This window comes from Microbacterium sp. NPDC090007 (assembly GCF_044748345.1).
In the GTDB taxonomy this organism is placed as follows: Bacteria; Actinomycetota; Actinomycetes; order Actinomycetales; family Microbacteriaceae; genus Microbacterium.
In genome coordinates this window covers 1-18,363 of record NZ_JBIVFV010000007.1, presented here as the reverse complement: position 1 = coordinate 18,363, position 18,363 = coordinate 1, and the positions used below count along the sequence as shown (strand labels likewise).

Sequence of the window (18,363 nt, the reverse complement as noted above, 5' to 3'; positions counted from 1 at the left end):
GTCGCCGACACTCGTCGCTTCAGCACCCCTCGAAGCGACGAAAACCGGCGACTCACGCGGCTCACCTGGCCGCGCCGCGCGCGGAGAGAGAGACACCGCCGTGCCGCTGGCCGACATGCCCGCCCTGCTCGCCGCGCACCGCGCGGTCGGGGCCTTCAACTTCATCACCCTCGAGGTGGCCGAGGCCATCGTCGCCGGGGCCGAGGCCGCCCGGACCGGAGTGATCCTGCAGCTGTCGCAGAACGCCATCGCGTTCCACGGCGGACTCGCCCCCGCGGCGACCGCCGCGCTGCGCCTCGCCGACGCCGCCCGCGTCGACGTCGTCGTCCACCTCGACCACGCCACCGATGAGCCGCTGGTCGATGAGGCCCTGGCCGTCGGCCTCCGTTCCGTCATGTTCGACGCCGCCCATCTGACGGATGCCGAGAACCTCGAGCGCACCGCCGCCGTCGCCGCCAGGGTGCACGCGGCCGGCGCCTGGATCGAGGCCGAGCTCGGCGAGATCGGCGGCAAGCAAGCACACGCCCCGGGCGTGCGGACCGACGTCGCCGAGGCCGTGCGCTTCGTCGCGGACACCGGGGTCGACGCCCTGGCCGTGGCCGTCGGCAGCGAGCACGCGATGCGCGAGCGCAGCGCGACCCTCGACGAGGACCTCATCGCGCGGCTGGCCGCAGAACTTCCGGTGCCCCTCGTGCTGCACGGCTCGAGCGGTGTCGCCGATCAGGGGATCGACGGCGCCATCCGCGCGGGCATGCGCAAGATCAACATCGGCACGCACCTGAACACCGTGCTCACCGCGGCCGTCCGCGATGAGCTGGAGCGGGATCCGGATGCCGTCGACCCCCGCCGCTGGCTCTCGCCCGGCCGCGCGGCGGTGGCCGGCGAAGTGCACCGCCTGCTCGGCGTGATCACCGGCCGCGTCGTCTCGGAGGTCCGCGCGTGACCCGCATCGTCACCCTCACCGCCGCCGGAGCGATCGACGCGACCTACCGCGTCGACGCCGTGCGCCCGGGGACCTTCGCCCGCGCCGAGAGCTACACGCGCGAGGTCAGCGGCAAGGGCGTCAACGTCTGCGCGGCCCTCGCCGCCGGCGGGGCCGACACCGCCGCGGTCGTGGTGCTGGGCGCCGACGACGTGCGCTTCGCCCGCTGCGGGTCGACCGCGCCGCTGCTGCGCATCGTCGAGGTGCCCGGGGCGACGCGGGTGAACACGTCGATCATCGACGCGGCCGGGTCGACGACGAAGGTCAACGCCCCCACTCCGCCGTTGTCCGCCGCCGCGTGGGATGCCACGGTCTTGGCGCTGCGCGAGGAGCTGTCGACCCGCGGCGACGCGTGGCTCGTCATCTCGGGGAGCCTGCCCGAACTCGCCGGGACGGGTGCGCTCGTCGACCTCGGGGCCGTGCGGACCCTCGCGCGCGAACTCGGTGCCCGGATCGCCGTCGACACGAGCGGTGCGGCCCTCGACGCGCTTCTGGCCGATCCGGCCGGCATCGACCTGCTCACCCCCAACGTCGACGAGCTCGCCGCGGCCGTCGGTCGTCCGCTCGAGACCCTCGGCGAGGTCGTCGTCGCGGCGCGCGAGATCGTCCGCCGGGGGGTGACGACGGTGCTCGCGAGCATGGGGGTCGACGGGCTGCTCGCCGTGAGCGCGGATCGCGCGGTGTTCGCGCGCGCCGACGCCCCCTTCGTCGCCAACACCGCCGGCGCCGGCGATGCTGCTCTCGCGGGATTCCTGCTCGGACTCACCCGGGCGCCGGGCGCATCCGCCGCGGGAGCCGACCCGCTCGCGATCGCCGCCGCGAGCGCCGCGGAATGGGGAGCGCACGCCGTCGCGCACGCCTCGACCGTCGTGGCGGGGCCGCCGTTCGGCATCCGCGCCCTCGTCGACACCGCGCCGGAGCTCACGCGGGTGCTCACCCCGGAGGGCGAGGCTTCGTCGACGACCCGCTTCGTTCCGGAGACCGCATGAGCACCGTCGCCCCCGAGATCACCATGGCCGTCGGCGACGTGTCGCGCATTCGCACCCGCGCGATCGATCGCGTCGCGTACGCCAACGACGCCTCGCACTACCTTCTGACCCCGGATGCCGTGGTGATCGCCGCCGACGCGCAGGAGGTCGGTGCGATCCTGCGGGGGGCCACGGCATCCGGTACCCCCGTCACGTTCCGCTCGGGCGGGACGAGTCTGTCGGGCCAGTCGTCGGGCGCGGGGCTGCTCGTCGATGTGCGGCAGGGCTTCGGACGCATCGACGTGCTCGACGGTGGTCGCCGGGTGCGCTCGCAGCCCGGGGCCACGGTGCGCCAGGTCAACGCGCGCCTGCTGCGGCACGGGCACCGTCTCGGGCCCGATCCGGCCAGCGAGGCCGCCTGCACGATCGGCGGGGTCGTGGCGAACAACTCCAGCGGCATGGCGTGCGGGACGGTGGAGAACGCGTACCGCACCCTCGAGGGACTCGTGCTGGTGCTGGCATCCGGGACCGTCGTCGACACGGCTGCGCCCGATGCCGACCGCCTGCTGCAGGAGCGCGAACCGGCCCTGGTCGAGGGGCTGATGCGCCTGCGCTCCCGCGTCGTGGCCGATGCCGCGAGCGTCGCGCTCATCGAACGGCAGTTCACGATGAAGAACACCATGGGGTACGCCCTCAACGCGTTCCTGGACTTCGACACCCCGGCCGCGCTCCTCGCGCATCTCGTCGTGGGCTCGGAGGGCACGCTCGCGTTCGTCGCCGAGGCGACCTTTCGCACGGTCCCGATCCGCCCCGCGATCGCGACGACGCTCGCGGTGTTCCCGACGCTGGACGCCGCCACCCGCTCGCTTCCCGCGCTCGTGGCGACGGGCGCGGCGACGCTCGAGCTGATGGATGCCACGTCCCTCCGCGTCGGCCAGCGTCTGGCCGGGACGCCCGCCGCCATCCACGGCTTCGACGCCACGACGCAGGCGGCGCTGCTGGTGGAATATCACGCGGACGACGTCGACGCTCTCGGGGAGCTCGCCGCTCGGGGCGCCGCGGTGCTCGCCGCGGAGGATCTGCGCGCGCCCGCCGTCTTCTCGAGCGACCCCGCGCAGCGCACCGCCGCGTGGACCTTCCGCAAGGGCCTGTACGCCTCGGTCGCCGGTGCCCGGCCGAGCGGCACGACGGCCCTGCTCGAAGACGTCGTCGTTCCCGTCGAGCGCCTCGCCGATACGTGCGGCGGGCTCCAGGAGCTGTTCGCCCGCTACGGCTACGCCGACAGTGTCATCTTCGGGCACGCCAAGGACGGCAACATCCACTTCATGCTCACCGACCGCTTCGAGGGCGCGGAAGCGCTCGGCCGCTTCGAGGGCTTCACCGACGCGATGGTCGACCTCGTGCTCGACGCGGGCGGCAACCTCAAGGCCGAGCACGGCACCGGACGCGCGATGGCGCCGTACGTGCACCGGCAGTACGGCGACGAGCTGTACGAGGTGATGGTCGAGCTCAAGCGCCTGCTCGACCCGGGCGGCATCCTGAACCCGGGGGTGATCATCGACGACGACCCGGGTGCGCACCTGCGCAACCTCAAGACCCCGGTGACGATCGAGCCCGAGGCCGACCGGTGCGTCGAGTGCGGGTACTGCGAGCCGGTGTGTCCGAGCCGGTCGCTCACCCTCACCCCGCGCCAGCGGATCGTCGTCAGGCGCGCGTCGACCGCCGCCCGCGAGCGCGGCGACGGCGCCCTGGTCGCCGAGCTCGAGAAGGACTACGACTACGACGGCGTGCAGACGTGCGCGGTCGACGGCATGTGTCAGACGGCGTGCCCGGTGCTCATCAACACCGGGGCGCTCATGAAGCGCTTTCGTCGAGAGGAGGCCAACCCGGTCCTGGCCGCGGGGTGGTCCGCGGCGGCGACGGGATGGGGCGCGGTGACGCGCGCGGGGTCTGCGGCGCTGTCCGTGGCCTCGGCTCTGCCGACGCCGGCCGTGCGGACGGTGACGGATGCCGCCCGCGCGGTGCTCGGGACCGACACCGTGCCGCGGTACTCGGCGGAACTGCCCGGGGGCGGGCCCTCGCGGCGCTCGCTGGGCTCGGTCGTCGGCGCCGCGGATGTCGAGCCGAGCGCGGTGTTCCTGCCCGCGTGCGTGGGCAGCATGTTCGGCCCGGCGGCGGACGGCGTCGGCGCGACCGAGGCGTTCGTCCGTCTGCTCGCGCGTGCCGGGGTCGCCGCGATCGTGCCCGACGGGATCGATGCGCTGTGCTGCGGAACGCCCTGGTCGTCGAAGGGCTACGCGAAGGGGCAGGCGACGATGTCGGCGCGCGTGCGCGCGGCGGTCCGCGAGGCCACGCGCGACGGCGCCCTCCCCGTGGTGTGCGACGCGTCGAGCTGCACCGAAGGGTTCGCGGCGACGCTGCGCGACGAGGGCGTGAGGGTCGTGGATGCCGTGGCTTTCGCGGCATCCGCTCTCCTTCCGGTGCTGACGCCGTCGCCGGTGGCGGATGTGCTGGCGCTGCACCCGACCTGTTCCTCGACGCAGCAGGGGATAGACCCGGCGCTGCGGACGGTGGGTGCGGCGGTCGCGCGCGAGGTGCGGGTTCCGGATGCGTGGGGATGCTGCGCCTACGCGGGCGATCGCGGCATGCTGCACCCCGAACTCACCGCGGCGGCCACCGTCGCCGAGGCGGCGGAGGTGGCGGGGTGGCGGGCCGACGCGCACGCTTCGTGCAACCGGACGTGCGAACTGGGTATGTCCCGGGCGACCGGTGAGGCCTACGAGCACGTGCTGGAGCTCCTGGAGCGGGCGACGCGGTAGCCCGCGGCGATCCGCCGGGCCTCGATCGGCGCGCATGCCGCGGTTCTCGCGCGACGTCGTCCCGCCCCGCTGCCGGTGGAGCGGAGGTACCTCACGGGCGCACGGGGGTGCAAGCAGCCGCCGCGGGCGGACGGCGTGGGCCACCATGGACTTCTACGCACGGGGAGAAGGTCATGGTCGAGAACATCGTGGGGACTGCCCGAACGACCGCCGGTCGACTGAATCGGGATGTGATCCTCGAGGCGGCGTTGTCGTTGATCGATGAGCGGGGCCTGAACGACCTGTCGATGAGGCAGCTGGGCCGAGCGCTCGGCGTCGAGGCGATGTCGCTCTATCGCTATGTGAACGGCCGCGAGGACCTCCTGGAGGGCGTCGTGGACCTGCTCATGCGGGGGCTCACCGGCGCGCTCGCCGTGGCGGAGGACAATCACTGGCAGCAATACCTGCAGGTCGCCGCCCACGAGGTCCGTCGCATCGCCGTGGAGCATCCGCAGGCGTTCCCCCTCGTGGCCACGCGCCACCCGGCGGCCCCGTGGCTGCGCCCTCCGCTGCGGAGCGTCGAGGTGGTGGAACGGTTCCTCGGAGCGATGATCGGTTTCGGGTTCGACGAGGAGCAGGCGGTCGCGGCTTACCGCTCGTTCAGCAGTTTCCTGCTGGGGAACCTGCTGCTGGAATCCGCGGTGCGCGGTGCCGACACCTCGCCGGAGGGGGAGCCCCTGGACGAAGGGGGAGCCGACATCCCGCAGGGCGACGCCGAGCGGGATCTCGCCGCGACGCCTCACGTGCGCCGTCTGCGCGGTCTGCTCAGCGAGGACCGCTCCGAGGACGAATTCGAAGAGGCGCTCGAGTCGCTCCTGGACCGTCTGGACCGACAGCTGTCCCAGTAGGCGGCCTCAGTCCGCGCCCATCACCGCGGCCGGGTCACCCGCGTCGCCGTGTCCGAGCAGATCGTTCACCCGCTTCTGGATCGCGACCACGGCTTCGGACCGGTGGGCGTGAGTGCGGGACTGCTGCGCGAACTCGACCGCGATCTCGGCCAGCAGCGCCGTCGCGAGGAAGAGGTCTGCGGCGGCGGTGCGCTGCTTCTCGTCCGAGTCCCGGCCCAGGCGCGTCACCACGCCCGGGGAACCGAAGCGACGTGCGACCTGCGCCCGCTCCTGGGCGCTCACCTCCCAGAAGGGGGCGTCCGTGGCGGCGCAGCGGTCGAGGATGTTCGACAGCAGATCACGGGCATCTTCCCTGGCCATGGTCCACAGCTCCTTTCGACGCGGGGCACGAGGTCATCCGGGTTCACGCGGGGTCGGGTGTCGTCCGCTGTACCGGTCCCACTCCGGGGACATCTGCTCCCACACGTCCACCTTACGCCGTAAGCACGAGCATGACTTACACTGTAAAGGTGGACACCGCCGTCACCGCCTTCGACCTCGAACGATCCGGTCGGGCCTTCGCCGCCTGCGCCACGCAGGCCGATGCGGACCAGTGGTGCCAGACCGCCAGGCGGGTGGCGCGGAAGATGGGCCGCCCGTTCCGAACGTGGGGCTACGCCGTCGGCGGGGTCTGGTACGTCAACGCGGTCATCGAGGATTGGCCCGCCACCGCTGCCGAGCGTCACGCTCTGCGCGCCTGGGAGGAACGGGCGTGAGCGCGGTCCGATGTCGGCGTCGGCGTGACGTTTCCGGTCGCCCCCGCGTCTACAGGGTGACAACGATTCGCCGCACACGAAAAGAGCTCCGTCATGTTCATGAGAATCCTCCCGTTCATCCTCGGCTTCGTCGCCAAGAAGATGCGCAAGCAGCAGCGTCATCAGGGCGAGCAACTGCGTCGCGCGCGCAAGCGTCGATGACCTGACGGTGAGTGCGGTCCGGGACCGCCCGGGATCGGCGGCGACGACTCAGGCCGGTGCGAGCCGAAGGGCCCCGGATGCCGTGACCTCGAGGCGGACGGCATCCAATCCGTCGACGACGAGGTCGGCGGCGAGCTCCTCGTCGGCGGTCGTCCCCGTCAGTGCGAGCACGGCGCATCCCGCCGCCCGGGCGGCGGCGATGCCGGCGGGGGCGTCTTCGACGACGAGGCAGCGTCGGGGTGCGGCGCCGAGACGTGCGGCCGCCAACAGGAACGGTTCGGGGTCGGGTTTGCCCCTCTCGACGTCGTCGACGGTGACGAACACCGCGGGTCGGTCGTATCCGGCCGCGGCCAGGCGCGCGCTGGCGATGGGAACGGATCCCGAGGTGACGATGGCCCGGCGGTCGGTCGGTACCGACGCGAAGAACTCGACGGCGCCGCGGACGGGGGACAGTCCCACGGCATCCGCCACCTCGAGGTGCGTGACGTGCGCGAGCGCCTCGGCGTGACGACCGGCGGGCAGGAGCAGGCCGATCAGCGTGCGCGCGGGCTGGCCGTGGTTGGCGTGGAGGGCCTGCATCGAGACGCCGAAGTGATCGGCGAAGCGGCGCCAGGATCGGACGACGGATGCCGTGGAGTCGACGAGGGTGCCGTCGAGGTCGAAGAGCACGGCGTCGAACTCGCGCGCGAAGACCGCGGCGTCGGCGTCGACGGGTCGACGGATGCCGAGCGCGGGCAGGACGCGGGAGAGCTGCTGGGAGGTCGAGAGCTCCGCGTCGACCGCGATCACCGGGATCGCCGGGGTGGCGGGCGGTGTTTCGGGGCGGTGCGCGTCGCGGGTCGCCCCGCGTGAGGCGCGGCGGGAGGCCAGGACGGCCGGGTCTCCGTCGACGTGGACGACGTGCGGTGCGGCGGGGGAGAGCGCCGCGACGAGGGCGTGCCATTCGCCACCGCCGGTGAGCTCGGACGTGAAGGGGGCCACCACCACGACCCGGCCCGCCGTCGACAGCGCATCGGCGGCCGTCGCGCGCAGCGCCGCGTAACGGCCGGCGCGGATCGCGGCGGCGTGGGGGGAGGTCAGCCAGTGCCCGTCGAGGGCGGCGGGGGGCAGCGCATCGAGCAGGGGCGTGGTGACGCTGTCGAGGTCGACGAGGGGGGCGCCGAGCTCTTCGGCGAGCCGCCGGCCCAGTGTGCTCTTGCCGCTTCCGGCGGGCCCGGCGACGACGACGGCGAGCGATCGAGGTATTTGACACGGCGACGGCATACCCTCACCATAGTCGTAGCAAGTCACCGGTGTCATGCTTGATTTCCCGGGACTGGAAGAAGTTCCGGAAAGGATGGCCGCTCATGCGAGACACCGGTGACATGACGACGGGCACCGTGCGCCTCCATGCGGGGATCGACCTCGGCAGCACGGGGATCAAGATGCTCGTCCTCGATGACGACGGTCGCGAGATCGCCGGCGCTCAGGTGCCGACGCCGTGGCGCGCCGGGGTGGGCGGCACGACCGACCTCGACGCCGCCGACCTGCTCGTCGCGGTGCAGAGTCTCATCGACCTCGTCGACGCTCAACTCGCCCCGGTCTCGACGCAGCCCCTGGCCTCGCTCGCCGTCGCCGGAATGGGCGAGACCGGGATCCTCGTCGACGCGGACGGCGCGCCCGTCGCCCCCGGCTTCGCCTGGTTCGATCCGCGCGGCGGGGAGCAGATCGCCTCCTTGCCCGCCCACGTCCGCGAGCAGTTCGCGGGACGCACCGGCCTCCCCCTCGGCGCGCAGGTGAGCGTCGCCAAGCTCGCGTGGCTGCGCGACCACGGCACCACCCTGACGGGCCTGCGCTGGCTCGACCTGCCCGAGTTCGTCGTGGCCGCATTCGGCGGCGACGTCGCGTTGGAGCTGTCCCTCGCCTCGCGCACGGGACTCCTCGACCAGGACTCCGGTGCCGCCTGGCCCGAGATGCTCGACGCGCTGGGCGTCGACGCCGACCTCCTCCCGCCGCTGCGCGGGGGCGGACTGCCCTGGGGTACGGCATCCACCGCCTTCGGTCCCCGCCTCGCCGGCGCAGCCCTCACCGTCGCCGGTCACGACCACCTCGTCGCCGCCCAGGCCAACGGCACGCTGGATGCCGACGGCTACCACGTCTCGCTCGGCACCGCCGAGGTGCTGCTGCGCGTGCTCGACGAGCCCCTCGGCTACGACGCCCGCCGCCGCCTCGCCGACGCGCTCATCAACGAGGTCCGCCACGTCGTCCCCGGACAGCACGTGCTCGTGGCCGGGGTCAAGACGGGACTGCTGCTGCGGCGCGTGCTGCACGCCGCCGGCATCACCGACCGGACGGGGCGCGATGCGCTCGACGCGGCCGTGATGGCCCTGCCCTACGAGGGCGAGCTGCCGGCCGGGGCGATCGAGGTCGCCGGCGCCCGCAACGACGACGGCGTCCTGCGCCTGACCCTGCACGCCGAGGCGAGCCCCGCCGAGATCTTCGGCGCCGTGCTGCGGCACAGCAACGACGAGGTCGCGCACCTCATCGCCGCGATGGACAGCGAAGTGGCCCCGGCCACGCACTCCACCCTCACCGGCGGGTGGGCGGGTATGGCCGGCGTCCGCCGCGCCCGCGCGGAGGTGCTGCCGAATCCGTCCCTGTCCACCCGCGAGCAGGACGTCGCGTACGCAGCCGCCGACGTGGCGCGGCGCCTCGTCACGGCATCCGTCCCCTCCTGACCAGACCACCCGCGCCGGACGACGCGGACGAATCCCAGAGAAGAGAGATCATGAACGCACTCACCACGATCGAGCGCCGCGCGCTCCAGTCCATCAGCACCCCCGACGGCCACATGCTGATCGTCGCCGCCGACCAGCGCAACGGCATGAAGGCGGCTATCAAGGACGCCCCCCACGGCTCCGACGCCATCTCGCGTGAGGAGCTCGCCGAGGTGAAGGCCGACCTCGTGCGCCACCTCGCCAACCACGCGCCCGCGATCCTGCTCGACCCCGAGGTGGCCCTGCCGCAGATCGTCGACGACGGCGTGCTCGCCCGTGACACCGCCCTCGTCGTCGGTCTCGACGCCTCCGGCGCCGAGACGGTCGACGGCCTCAAGTACACGCGCTACGTCCCCGGTACCACGCCGCACTCCATCCGAGAGCAGGGCGCTGACGTGGCCAAGATGCTCTGGTACACCCGCCCCGACAAGCAGGATGCCGACTCCCGCGTCGCGCACGAGATCCGCGATCTGGTGACGGCGTGCGACGAGGAGGGGCTGCTGCTCATCGTCGAGCTGCTCACCTACCAGCTCGAGGGCGAGAGCGACGAGGAGTACCAGGCGAAGTTCGCGGACCTCGTCGTCGATGGTGCCGCCCTCGCCGTCGCGTGCGGCGCGAAGATCCTCAAGCTGCAGTACCCCGGCTCGGCCGAGGCCAGCGCGCGGGTGACCGAGGCCGCCCAGGGCGTGCCGTGGGCCGTGCTGTCGGCCGGTGTCGACCACGAGACCTTCATCGAGCAGGTGCGCACGGCCGTCGCGAACGGCGCCTCGGGCGCGATGGCCGGCCGGTCGCTGTGGAAGGACAGCCTCTCGATCGACGCCGACCGCCGCGAGGAGCTGCTCTCGGGCCGCGCGCTGCCGCGCCTGCGCGAACTCGCGGACGCGGTCGACGGGCGCTGACATGACGCCCGCCCGGCGCCGGGTCGATCCGGCGGTCGCGCCCGGCTCGCGTCGGGCGGACTCTGCGCGGGCGAGCGCGGGAGACGGATGCCGCGGTGCCGGGCGGGCCGGGGGTCGCCTCGAAGGCGGGGTGCGCGATCCGTCCGGGCGCGCTCGCCCGACATCGCCCCGAGAACGCTCGCGATCGGCCGCGTCCACCCGCCGGATAGGGTTGCACGTCGAAGCCCTCGCCCGCCCACACCCCGGAGGTGTCTCGTGACCACCATGCGCGACGTCGCCCAGCGCGCCGGGGTGAGTACGAAGACCGTGTCGAGGGTCTTCAACGACGACCCCCACGTGCTGCCCGATACCCGCGCGCTGGTCGAGGCGGCGATGCGCGAGCTCAACTACGTGCCGAACGCCCTGGCCACCACGTTCCGGGCGGGCCGCGCCTCGGTGATCGGCGTGGCCGTCCCCGACGTCGTCGACCCGTTCTTCGCCGCCATCGCCCGCGCGGTCGAGGACACCGCGCGCCGGCACGGGCTCTCGACCCTCGTGACGAGCCTGGGCGAAGACCCCGGCGACGAGAAGCCCGTGCTCGAATCCCTGCTCGGCCGGCAGCTGACCGGCCTGGTGATCGCCCCGGTCGGCACCGACCACTCGTGGCTCGAGCGCTGGCGCGGGCACACCCCGATCGTCTTCGTCGACCGCGCGCCCGTGGGCCTGGTCACCGACACCTTCACCGAGAACGACGAGGCGGGGGCGCACCTGGCCACGACCCACCTGCTCTCGCACGGTCACCGTCGCATCGCCTACCTCGGCGACATGGTGCACCTGTCCACCGAGGTGAAGCGACTCGAGGGGTGGCGGCGAGCCCTGCGCGACGCGGGGATCGAGGCGGACGACGAGCTCGTGGCCTCCCGTATCTCGGACCGGGCCTCTGCGGCATCCGCCCTCGACCGGCTGAGCCGTCTCGCCGACGCGCCCACCGCCCTGTTCTCGGCCAACGCGCGATCGTCGATGGCGCTCGCCCACGTGCTGCGCGGGCAGGCGCTGCCCTTCGTCGGGTTCGGGGACTTCCCGATGGCGGACACGCTGACGCCCGCCGTGACGGTGGTCGACCAGGACCCGCGGCGCATCGGTGCGCTCGCCGCCGAGCGCATCTTCGCTCGCCTGCAGCCCGACGCGGGCCTCGGGCTCGACGAGGTGACGGTGATCGACGTCTCGCTCGTCGAGCGCGAGTCCTGCGCGCTCTGACCTCCGCTCCCGCCCCCGCCCCCCGCGTGAGGTGCCGGGAATCGTCGCCGACGGCGGCCCGCAGGCGACGATCCGTGGCGACTCGCGCGGGGCGAGCACGGGGCACCGGACGACGCAAGAGCCCGCCCGCGGAGGGGTGCGCCCGGTAGAAAGGGTCACGCACGCCACCGCTCCCGAGAAGAGGGCTCCGATGACGACCTCCCCGCACACCGAACGCCGCACCGCCGCCCGGACGGGGGCGGCATCGTGAGGCTGACCGACACCAGCGACCTGTGGTGGAAGACCGCCGTCTTCTACAACCTCGACGTCAAGACGTACCTCGACGCCGACGACGACGGCGTCGGCGACCTGCGCGGTCTCGCCCAGCGGCTCGACCACCTGGCCGAGCTCGGTGTCACCTGCCTCTGGCTCGCGCCCTTCTACCCCTCGCCGCAGCGCGACAACGGCTACGACATCGAGGACTACTACGGCGTCGATCCGCGCTACGGCTCGCTCGGTGACATGGTCGAGGTGCTGCGCACCGCGCACGACCGCGGCATGCGGGTGATCGTCGACCTCGTGCTGAACCACACCTCCGATCGGCATCCGTGGTTCCGAGAGGCACGCACGAGCCCCGACAGCCGATACCGCCACTTCTACCAGTGGCGCGATGAGGTGCCCGCCGACGCCCCCGAGAGCATGTTCCCCGACGTCGAGGACGGCACCTGGTTCTTCGACGACACCGCGGGGCAGTACTACAAGCACTCGTTCTACCGGCACCAGCCCGACCTCGCCACCGACCACCCCGAGGTGCGCGAAGAGATCGCGAAGGTCATCGGGTTCTGGCTCGAGCTCGGCATCGACGGTTTCCGTGTGGATGCCGTGCCCCACCTCATCGACGGCGACGACGGCCCCGAGCACGACTTCCTCCGCACCCTGCGCGGGTATGTGTCGCGTCGGAGCGGCCACGCCATGATGCTCGGCGAGGTGAACCTGCCGTACGAGGAGCAGATGCGCTTCTTCGGCGACGCCGACGGCGACGAGCTCACCATGCAGTTCGACTTCGTCGCCAACCAGCGGCTCTACCTCGCGCTCGCCCGGCAGGACGCCTCGCCGCTGCGCGACGCGCTGCTGTCGCGTCCCCGGATCGCGCGCGGCAACCAGTGGGGCAACTTCGTGCGCAATCACGACGAGCTCACGCTCGACCAGCTGAGCGACGACGAACGCGACGAGGTCTTCACCGCCTTCGCCCCCGACGAGGGGCAGCGCATCCACGGTCGCGGGATCACGCGGCGGCTTCCCTCGATGCTCGAGGGCGACCCCCGGCGTATCCGCATGGTCTACAGCCTGATGTTCTCGATCCCCGGGGCGCCGGTGCTCTACTACGGCGAAGAGATCGGCATGGGCGAGAACCCGTCGATCTCGGGCAGCCGGGCCGCCGTGCGCACGCCCATGCAGTGGACCGGCGAGGCCGATGCGGGATTCTCGGTCGCGACCGATCTCATCGCGGACGTCGTTCCCGGGGGGTTCGGGCCCGAGCACGTCAACGTCGCGCAGCAGCGGCGCGACCCCGAATCGATGCTGCGGTTCGTGCAGAACCTGGTGCGCCACTACCGGGCGTCGCCCGAGATCGGCTGGGGGGAGTTCGGCATCCTGGAGCAACCGCACCCGTGCGTGCTGGCCCACTCCGTCACCAGCGAGCTGGGCATGCTCGTCGCCGTGCACAACTTCGCCCCCGACGGGCGCACCTTCCGACTGCGCATCGAGGGGGCGGATGCCGAGGGCTGGCGCATCGTCGACCTGCTCCACGACGCGCCGGGGCCCGAGGCCCTCGACGGCGACGGGTTCGACGTGACCCTCGACGGCTACGGGCATCGGTGGTGGAGGGTGCTGCGGCCGGGGGAGCGGCGCATCGCCTGACGGCGAGGACGGGGACGGTCGCGGCACCCCCCAATGGTGCCGCGACCGCCGCCCGGGGGTGTCGGGCGGCAGCGCGCCCGACCCGCGCCCCGCGGGGTTTCCCCCATGTCTGCCCCGCGCGCGGCCCCGTTCCATAAAAGCACAGCCCTCCGTAAATAGCACCCGTCCGTGGCCCGTATATACGATCAGCCGCCGTGGTGCGCCTAGGATCGACTCGTGGGTCGCGGCGCAGTCGGACCACCCTCGCGGTATTCACGTCGAGTGGTGGCGAACGTGGATCGCCTGCGGCGGGCCAAAGGGCTCACCGTCGGCGAGCTGCTCAGCCGCGCCGGAATGACGAAGAGCTACTACCAATCCCGAGCCGGCTTCTCTCTGCCGTACAACACCAACGATCTCGAAGCCCTCGCCGCGGCGCTCGGGGTGACGCCCGAAGAGGTCGCGAGCCCCGAGTCCGCGGGACGCGTCGAGATGCGGGTGCCCGCCGGGCCCCTCGCCGAGCGCGTCCGGCGCCTCGTCGCCACCCAACGCTCGAGCGAGACCGACCTGCTCGTGCACCTCGCCGGCATCGATCCCCCCCTCGCCGACGGCGCGCGCACCCTGCTCGGCGCCGAGACGAATACCGTCGTCCTCGACGAAGAGGTCCTCCGACTCATCGCGCACTGGGCCGACGTCCCCGGGGAGTACCTGACCGACTACACCGACGAGGCGATCACCGATCGCACCGAGGCCGAGCTGGAGCTGCGCGACGCCATGCACGCGGCGGGAGCGAGCAGCATCCAATTCCGCGCCCTCGGGCAGATGTCGCCCGACGCGCTGCGCGCCATCGCCCGATCGCTGCGCGGTGGAACGCCCGCCGCCTGACCGAGGGATGGGGATACCGCGGTGACCGAGACGCAGGAGACGATGGCGCGCGTGCGCGCGCGGGTCGACCGCGCGGTCGCGCGCGCGGGGTTCGCCCCCGGAATGACCTTCGAGCAGGTCGTCCGCGCGGTCGAGGGCGCCCTCGGCATCCGTCTGCGCATCGTCGCAGAGACCGAGACGGCCGGATGGGGCACCCTGACGGGTTTTGTGACGTTCTTCCCCGAGCGTGGCGAGGGCAGCATCCACGTCCGTGCGGCGGATGCCGCCGTGTATCGCGAGTTCGCCGCCTCGCACGAGCTGGGGCATCTTCTCGACGACGCCCACTGCGCCGGGGCGTTCTGGGAGCGCTCGTCGATCCCGCCGCACGACGACCCCCGCCTGTCGTCGCCCGAGGCGGAGGCCGAGCTGGTCGCCGAGCACATCGCCCACCGGATCGCCGGACTGCGCTACGCGGGTCCGCGGGTCGCCGAGTCGTCGTGGTGACCGTCGTCCTCATCGACGTGGCGCTGGCGGCCCTGCTGCTGGTCGTCGTCGCCCGTGCACGGACCGCCCGACGGCAGCCGCGGGCGCGGATCGCCTGGCTCGCGGCGGTGATCGGCGCCGTGGCGCTGCTGACGCAGGGCACGCTCATCCCGCTGCCGGTGATGGACGGGCTGCTGGGCGGGACGAACATCCTGAAGCTCGTGCAGAACGTGCTCACGATGGTGGCGCTGTGGCTCGGCATCCACGCCGGTACGGCACCGCTGACGGCGCGCGTGCGGACGCTGCGCTGGGGTCTTCCGGCACTGCTGGCGGCGGTGTTCGCCGCGGTGTTCTTCGTCGCTCTGCCCGAGCGGGGGTCGTCGTCGTTCCACTTCATCGAAGATGCCGTGCGCACCTCGACCGGCGCGTGGGTGTACGGCGTGGTCCACATGGCGGGGATCGCCGCGCTGGGGGTGCTGCTGTGCAGGTCGGCGCGCCGGTCGCTGCCGGGCGTGCGCCCCTGGTTCCGCGTCGGCGCGATCGGCATCGTGATCGGCTGCGCGAGCGAGATCGTCGACCTGACCCTCACCCGCTTCTTCACCGCGAACGCCGTCGTCAGCGCCCTGTTCGATCCGTTGTTCTACCTCGGCGTGCTGGCCTTCGTCATCGGGATCCTGCGCGCGTCGTACGCGACCGCATCGATCCGTCGCCGCGGTGGGGCCCTGCTGGACGAGCTCGAGTCGCTCGCCCGTACCCGCGGGATCGGCGAGACGGTCCCGGGCGACGGGACCGATGCGCGCCTGCACGCCCTGCGGGTCGCGGTGGAAGACCACGCCATCTCCACCTCCCGCCCCCTCGACACCGCCGAACGGCGCGTCATCGACGCCGTCGACGTCCACCTCACCCGCGACTTCTCGGGAGCCCGACCATGATCCGATCCCTCACCGTCGGTGCCGCCGCAGCCGGCGCCGTCGTCGTCGCCGCTCACGCCGCCCTCGGCGGCTACGTCGCGCGCCGCCTCATCGCCCCCCGCGCGGCGAAGACCTACACGCCGATCCGCGTCTCGGCGGACACCGTCGCGGTCGCCGCGACCGCCGACAGCCGGCAGCCGGGCACGTACGGCATGTGGCTCCCGGACGGATCGCACCTCGTCGTCGGCGACATCGTCCGCGACGACGGGGATCGGATCGAGCGGGTCCTGCTCGAACGTCCCACGCACCTCTCCGACGGCGAGGCCACGGGCGCCTGGACGTCGCAGAGCGTCGGCAGCCCCGAGGCCGTCGGGCCCACCCGGCACGTCGCGATCCCCCTCGAACGCGGGGGCACGGCCGACGCGTGGGAGATCGGCGATGCGGATGCCGCGGACGGGCGCTGGAGCATCCACGTGCACGGGCTGCGATCGAGCCGCCACGGGGCCCTGCGCTCCGCCCCCGCGTCGGCGGACGCCGGCTGGATGTCGCTCGTGGTGTCGTATGCCGGCGACGACGAGTGCGCCCCCGCGGACGCCCTGCCCTCCTCGCTCGGCACGCGCGAGTGGCGCGACGTGGACGACGCGATCGGCTACGCCGTCTCGCGCGGCGCGCGAGAGATCGTGCTCGTGGCGTGGTCGATGGGGGGGACCATCGCGATGCTCGCCCTCGAGCACTCGGTCCACCGCGAAAGGGTCACGGGCCTCGTGCTCATCGCGCCGGCACTGGATTGGACCCGCATCGTCGACCGGGCGATCACGGGCGCCCGCCTGCCCTCCTCGGTCGGGACGGCCGCGCTGGCGGTGCTCGGCAGCCGCGTCGGCGCGCGGGCGATGGGACTGATCGAGGCCGTCGACGCCCGGGCGTTGAACTGGGTGGACGGACCGCGATCGGCCCCGACCGTGCCGACCCTGATCGTGCACAGCCTGCGCGATCCGGTCGTGCCGGTGACCGGGTCGATGACGTACGCCGCGCGGCATCCGGATGTCGAGCTCGTCGCCTTCGACGCGAGCGGCCACTGCAACGAGGCCAACCAGGATCCGCGTCGTTTCCACGACGCGATCACGGGCTTCCTGCGGGCCCGCTGACGCCGGGTCGCGCGTCGTCCCCGACGTCGCCCCCGGGGCTCAGCCGCGGGTCACCGCGGCGATGGCTCCCCGGGCGCCGTGCGCCGCCAGCGACGCCCGCGCGGACAGGAATGCCTCCCGCAATCGACCGTCTGCTCCGAGCTGGCCGAAGACCGCTGTGTACCGCAGCAGATCGGCCGGGTCGGTCGCCACGATCACCCGGAGCTCGTCGAGGCGGCTGTCCACCGCGGGGGTCGGCTCGCCGGTCTCGGTGCGCCCCTCGAGAAAGACGCTCCACCCCGCGAGCACGAGGGCGGCGTGGTCGATCCGTCCCCCCGATTCCAGCTGCGACCGCACGACGGGCAGCAGGAACTTCGGCAGCCGGTCCGAGCCGTCGACCACCTGGCGGGCGAGCGTGTCGCGGATCGCCTCGCTGCCGAAGCGCGCGATGAGCTGGTCGCCGTACGCGTCGAGGTCGATCCCCGGTACCGGGCGCAGGGTCGGAACCGCCTCGTCATGCATGTACCCCCGCAGAAAATCCACGAACAGCGGGTCGGTGCACACGTCGTGCACGTACTGCGCGCCCGAGAGGATGCCGAGGTAGCTCATCGCCTGATGCGAGGCGTTCAGCAGGCGCAGCTTCATCAGCTCGTACGGTTCGACGTCGTCGACCAGTTGCACGCCGACCTCGTCGAAGGGCGGCCGGCCGGCCGGGAAGCGGTCCTCGAGCACCCACTGCGCGAAGGATTCCGAGTGCACGGGCCAGCGGTCGTCGATGCCGAACTCGGCGGCGACCGCGTCGCGCGTCTCGTCGGTGGTGACCGGTGTGATCCGATCGACCATCGAGTTCGGGAACGACGCGTTCGCCGCGATCCAGTCCGACAGCGCGGGGTCGCGCCGCTGGGCGAACCCGACGAGGGCCGCGCGGGCGACGTGGCCGTTGCCCTGGATGTTGTCGCACGACATGACGGTGAAGGCCGGGATGCCGGCATCCCTCCGTCGTCGCAGCCCCTCGGTCAGCAGCCCCATGACGCTGCGCGGCGGCGTCGAGCCGTCGAGGTCGGCGAGGGTCGCTTCGTCGCGCGGAGCGTAGGCACCGGAGACGTCGTCGATGCCGTAGCCGCCCTCGGTGATGGTGAGCGAGACGATCGCGGTGTCGGGGTGGGCGAGTTTGGCGACGACGGCCTCGGGGTCGTCGGGCGCGAACAGGTAGTCCACGATCGAGCCGACCACCCGCGCCGTGGACGAACCGTCGGGCGCGGTGGTGACGAGCGTGTAGAGGTCGTCCTGGGCGGCGAGGGCGTCGCGCATCGCGGCGTCGGAGGTGAGCACGCCGACACCGCAGACGCCCCAGTCGGTGTGTCCGGCCTCCAGTAGGCGGTCGAGGTACATCGCCTCGTGCGCGCGGTGGAAACCGCCCACGCCGAAGTGCACGATGCGGGAGCGCACGGCCGACCTGTCGTACGTCGGGACGGAGACGTTCGCCGCGAGGGAGGGGAGGGCGGCGGCGGTGAGGTCGGTCATGGCGGCTCCGTGGTGTGAGCCGCGTGAGTCGCCGGGATGTGTCGCTTCGAGGGGTGCTGAAGCGACGAGTGTCGGCGAT

The 18,363-nt window shown here is 72.7% G+C and carries 16 protein-coding genes; 13 read left to right on the top strand and 3 right to left on the bottom strand.

Annotation, left to right across the window (positions count from 1 at the left end; all coding sequences use genetic code 11):
- Positions 1 to 100 precede the first annotated feature (100 nt).
- The 4 genes from ACIPVB_RS15455 to ACIPVB_RS15440 all read left to right on the top strand — a co-directional run bounded on the left by ACIPVB_RS15455 (position 101) and on the right by ACIPVB_RS15440 (position 5,656).
- Complete coding sequence (locus tag ACIPVB_RS15455; protein WP_400370071.1) at positions 101 to 943, top strand: class II fructose-bisphosphate aldolase; 843 nt, start codon at positions 101 to 103, stop codon at positions 941 to 943.
- Positions 940 to 1,971, top strand: a complete 1,032-nt coding sequence (locus tag ACIPVB_RS15450; protein ID WP_400370069.1) for a 1-phosphofructokinase family hexose kinase — start codon at positions 940 to 942, stop codon at positions 1,969 to 1,971. Before ACIPVB_RS15455 ends, ACIPVB_RS15450 begins: the two co-directional genes overlap by 4 nt.
- Positions 1,968 to 4,769 (top strand): FAD-binding and (Fe-S)-binding domain-containing protein, encoded by a 2,802-nt coding sequence (locus tag ACIPVB_RS15445; protein ID WP_400370067.1) that lies wholly within the window; start codon positions 1,968 to 1,970, stop codon positions 4,767 to 4,769. The genes ACIPVB_RS15450 and ACIPVB_RS15445 overlap by 4 nt, the downstream gene beginning before the upstream one ends.
- Before the next feature lie 173 nt (positions 4,770 to 4,942).
- Positions 4,943 to 5,656: a TetR/AcrR family transcriptional regulator C-terminal domain-containing protein gene (locus ACIPVB_RS15440; protein ID WP_400370065.1), complete on the top strand. Its 714-nt coding sequence runs from the start codon at positions 4,943 to 4,945 to the stop codon at positions 5,654 to 5,656.
- A 6-nt stretch (positions 5,657 to 5,662) separates the two neighbouring features.
- On the opposite strand, the gene ACIPVB_RS15435 is transcribed toward ACIPVB_RS15440, so the two are convergent.
- On the bottom strand, positions 5,663 to 6,016 hold the full coding sequence (locus tag ACIPVB_RS15435; RefSeq protein ID WP_400370063.1) for a hypothetical protein: 354 nt from the start codon (positions 6,014 to 6,016) through the stop codon (positions 5,663 to 5,665).
- 149 nt (positions 6,017 to 6,165) lie between these two features.
- On the opposite strand from ACIPVB_RS15435, the gene ACIPVB_RS15430 reads away from it, so the two are divergent.
- Positions 6,166 to 6,411, top strand: coding sequence for a hypothetical protein (locus ACIPVB_RS15430; protein WP_400370061.1), 246 nt, complete (start codon positions 6,166 to 6,168; stop codon positions 6,409 to 6,411).
- 249 nt (positions 6,412 to 6,660) lie between these two features.
- On the opposite strand, the gene ACIPVB_RS15425 is transcribed toward ACIPVB_RS15430, so the two are convergent.
- The gene (locus ACIPVB_RS15425; RefSeq protein WP_400370059.1) at positions 6,661 to 7,875 is read right to left on the bottom strand and encodes an HAD-IA family hydrolase; all 1,215 of its coding nucleotides are present in this window, start codon (positions 7,873 to 7,875) and stop codon (positions 6,661 to 6,663) included.
- 83 nt (positions 7,876 to 7,958) lie between these two features.
- Between ACIPVB_RS15425 and ACIPVB_RS15420 the strand changes: the two genes are divergently transcribed.
- From ACIPVB_RS15420 to ACIPVB_RS15385, 8 genes are all read left to right on the top strand, one after another.
- Positions 7,959 to 9,329 carry an L-fuculokinase gene (locus ACIPVB_RS15420; protein WP_400370058.1) on the top strand — a complete coding sequence of 457 codons (1,371 nt, stop codon included), beginning with the start codon at positions 7,959 to 7,961 and terminating at the stop codon, positions 9,327 to 9,329.
- Between the two features lie 50 nt (positions 9,330 to 9,379).
- The gene (locus ACIPVB_RS15415) at positions 9,380 to 10,267 is read left to right on the top strand and encodes a hypothetical protein (protein ID WP_400370057.1); all 888 of its coding nucleotides are present in this window, start codon (positions 9,380 to 9,382) and stop codon (positions 10,265 to 10,267) included.
- A gap of 264 nt (positions 10,268 to 10,531) precedes the next feature.
- Positions 10,532 to 11,503: a LacI family DNA-binding transcriptional regulator gene (locus tag ACIPVB_RS15410; protein ID WP_400370072.1), complete on the top strand. Its 972-nt coding sequence runs from the start codon at positions 10,532 to 10,534 to the stop codon at positions 11,501 to 11,503.
- A gap of 246 nt (positions 11,504 to 11,749) precedes the next feature.
- Positions 11,750 to 13,402 (top strand): alpha-amylase family protein, encoded by a 1,653-nt coding sequence (locus tag ACIPVB_RS15405; protein WP_400370056.1) that lies wholly within the window; start codon positions 11,750 to 11,752, stop codon positions 13,400 to 13,402.
- Positions 13,403 to 13,666: 264 nt separating this feature from the next.
- A complete protein-coding gene (locus tag ACIPVB_RS15400) occupies positions 13,667 to 14,263 on the top strand; it encodes a helix-turn-helix domain-containing protein (protein ID WP_400370055.1) in 597 nt (198 codons plus the stop codon).
- Positions 14,264 to 14,284: 21 nt separating this feature from the next.
- Entirely contained in the window at positions 14,285 to 14,746 is a 462-nt protein-coding gene (locus ACIPVB_RS15395) for a hypothetical protein (protein WP_400370054.1), read from the top strand.
- Positions 14,743 to 15,657 (top strand): hypothetical protein, encoded by a 915-nt coding sequence (locus ACIPVB_RS15390; protein ID WP_400370053.1) that lies wholly within the window; start codon positions 14,743 to 14,745, stop codon positions 15,655 to 15,657. The genes ACIPVB_RS15395 and ACIPVB_RS15390 overlap by 4 nt, the downstream gene beginning before the upstream one ends.
- Positions 15,654 to 16,781, top strand: coding sequence for an alpha/beta hydrolase (locus ACIPVB_RS15385; RefSeq protein ID WP_400370052.1), 1,128 nt, complete (start codon positions 15,654 to 15,656; stop codon positions 16,779 to 16,781). The genes ACIPVB_RS15390 and ACIPVB_RS15385 overlap by 4 nt, the downstream gene beginning before the upstream one ends.
- A 39-nt stretch (positions 16,782 to 16,820) precedes the next feature.
- Here ACIPVB_RS15385 and ACIPVB_RS15380 read toward each other — a convergent pair whose 3' ends face one another.
- Positions 16,821 to 18,284: a mannitol dehydrogenase family protein gene (locus ACIPVB_RS15380; protein ID WP_400370051.1), complete on the bottom strand. Its 1,464-nt coding sequence runs from the start codon at positions 18,282 to 18,284 to the stop codon at positions 16,821 to 16,823.
- Between the last annotated feature and the right edge of the window lie 79 nt (positions 18,285 to 18,363).

Bases quoted from the DNA above. Each gene is read 5' to 3' on its own strand.
- ACIPVB_RS15435 (WP_400370063.1), bottom strand. From the start codon at position 6,016: ATGGCCAGGGAAGATGCCCGTGATCTGCTGTCGAACATCCTCGACCGC.
- ACIPVB_RS15445 (WP_400370067.1), top strand. From the start codon at position 1,968: ATGAGCACCGTCGCCCCCGAGATCACCATGGCCGTCGGCGACGTGTCG.
- ACIPVB_RS15380 (WP_400370051.1), bottom strand. From the start codon at position 18,284: ATGACCGACCTCACCGCCGCCGCCCTCCCCTCCCTCGCGGCGAACGTC.
- ACIPVB_RS15425 (WP_400370059.1), bottom strand. From the start codon at position 7,875: ATGCCGTCGCCGTGTCAAATACCTCGATCGCTCGCCGTCGTCGTCGCC.
- ACIPVB_RS15385 (WP_400370052.1), top strand. From the start codon at position 15,654: ATGATCCGATCCCTCACCGTCGGTGCCGCCGCAGCCGGCGCCGTCGTC.
- ACIPVB_RS15420 (WP_400370058.1), top strand. From the start codon at position 7,959: ATGCGAGACACCGGTGACATGACGACGGGCACCGTGCGCCTCCATGCG.
- ACIPVB_RS15410 (WP_400370072.1), top strand. From the start codon at position 10,532: ATGCGCGACGTCGCCCAGCGCGCCGGGGTGAGTACGAAGACCGTGTCG.
- ACIPVB_RS15440 (WP_400370065.1), top strand. From the start codon at position 4,943: ATGGTCGAGAACATCGTGGGGACTGCCCGAACGACCGCCGGTCGACTG.
- ACIPVB_RS15415 (WP_400370057.1), top strand. From the start codon at position 9,380: ATGAACGCACTCACCACGATCGAGCGCCGCGCGCTCCAGTCCATCAGC.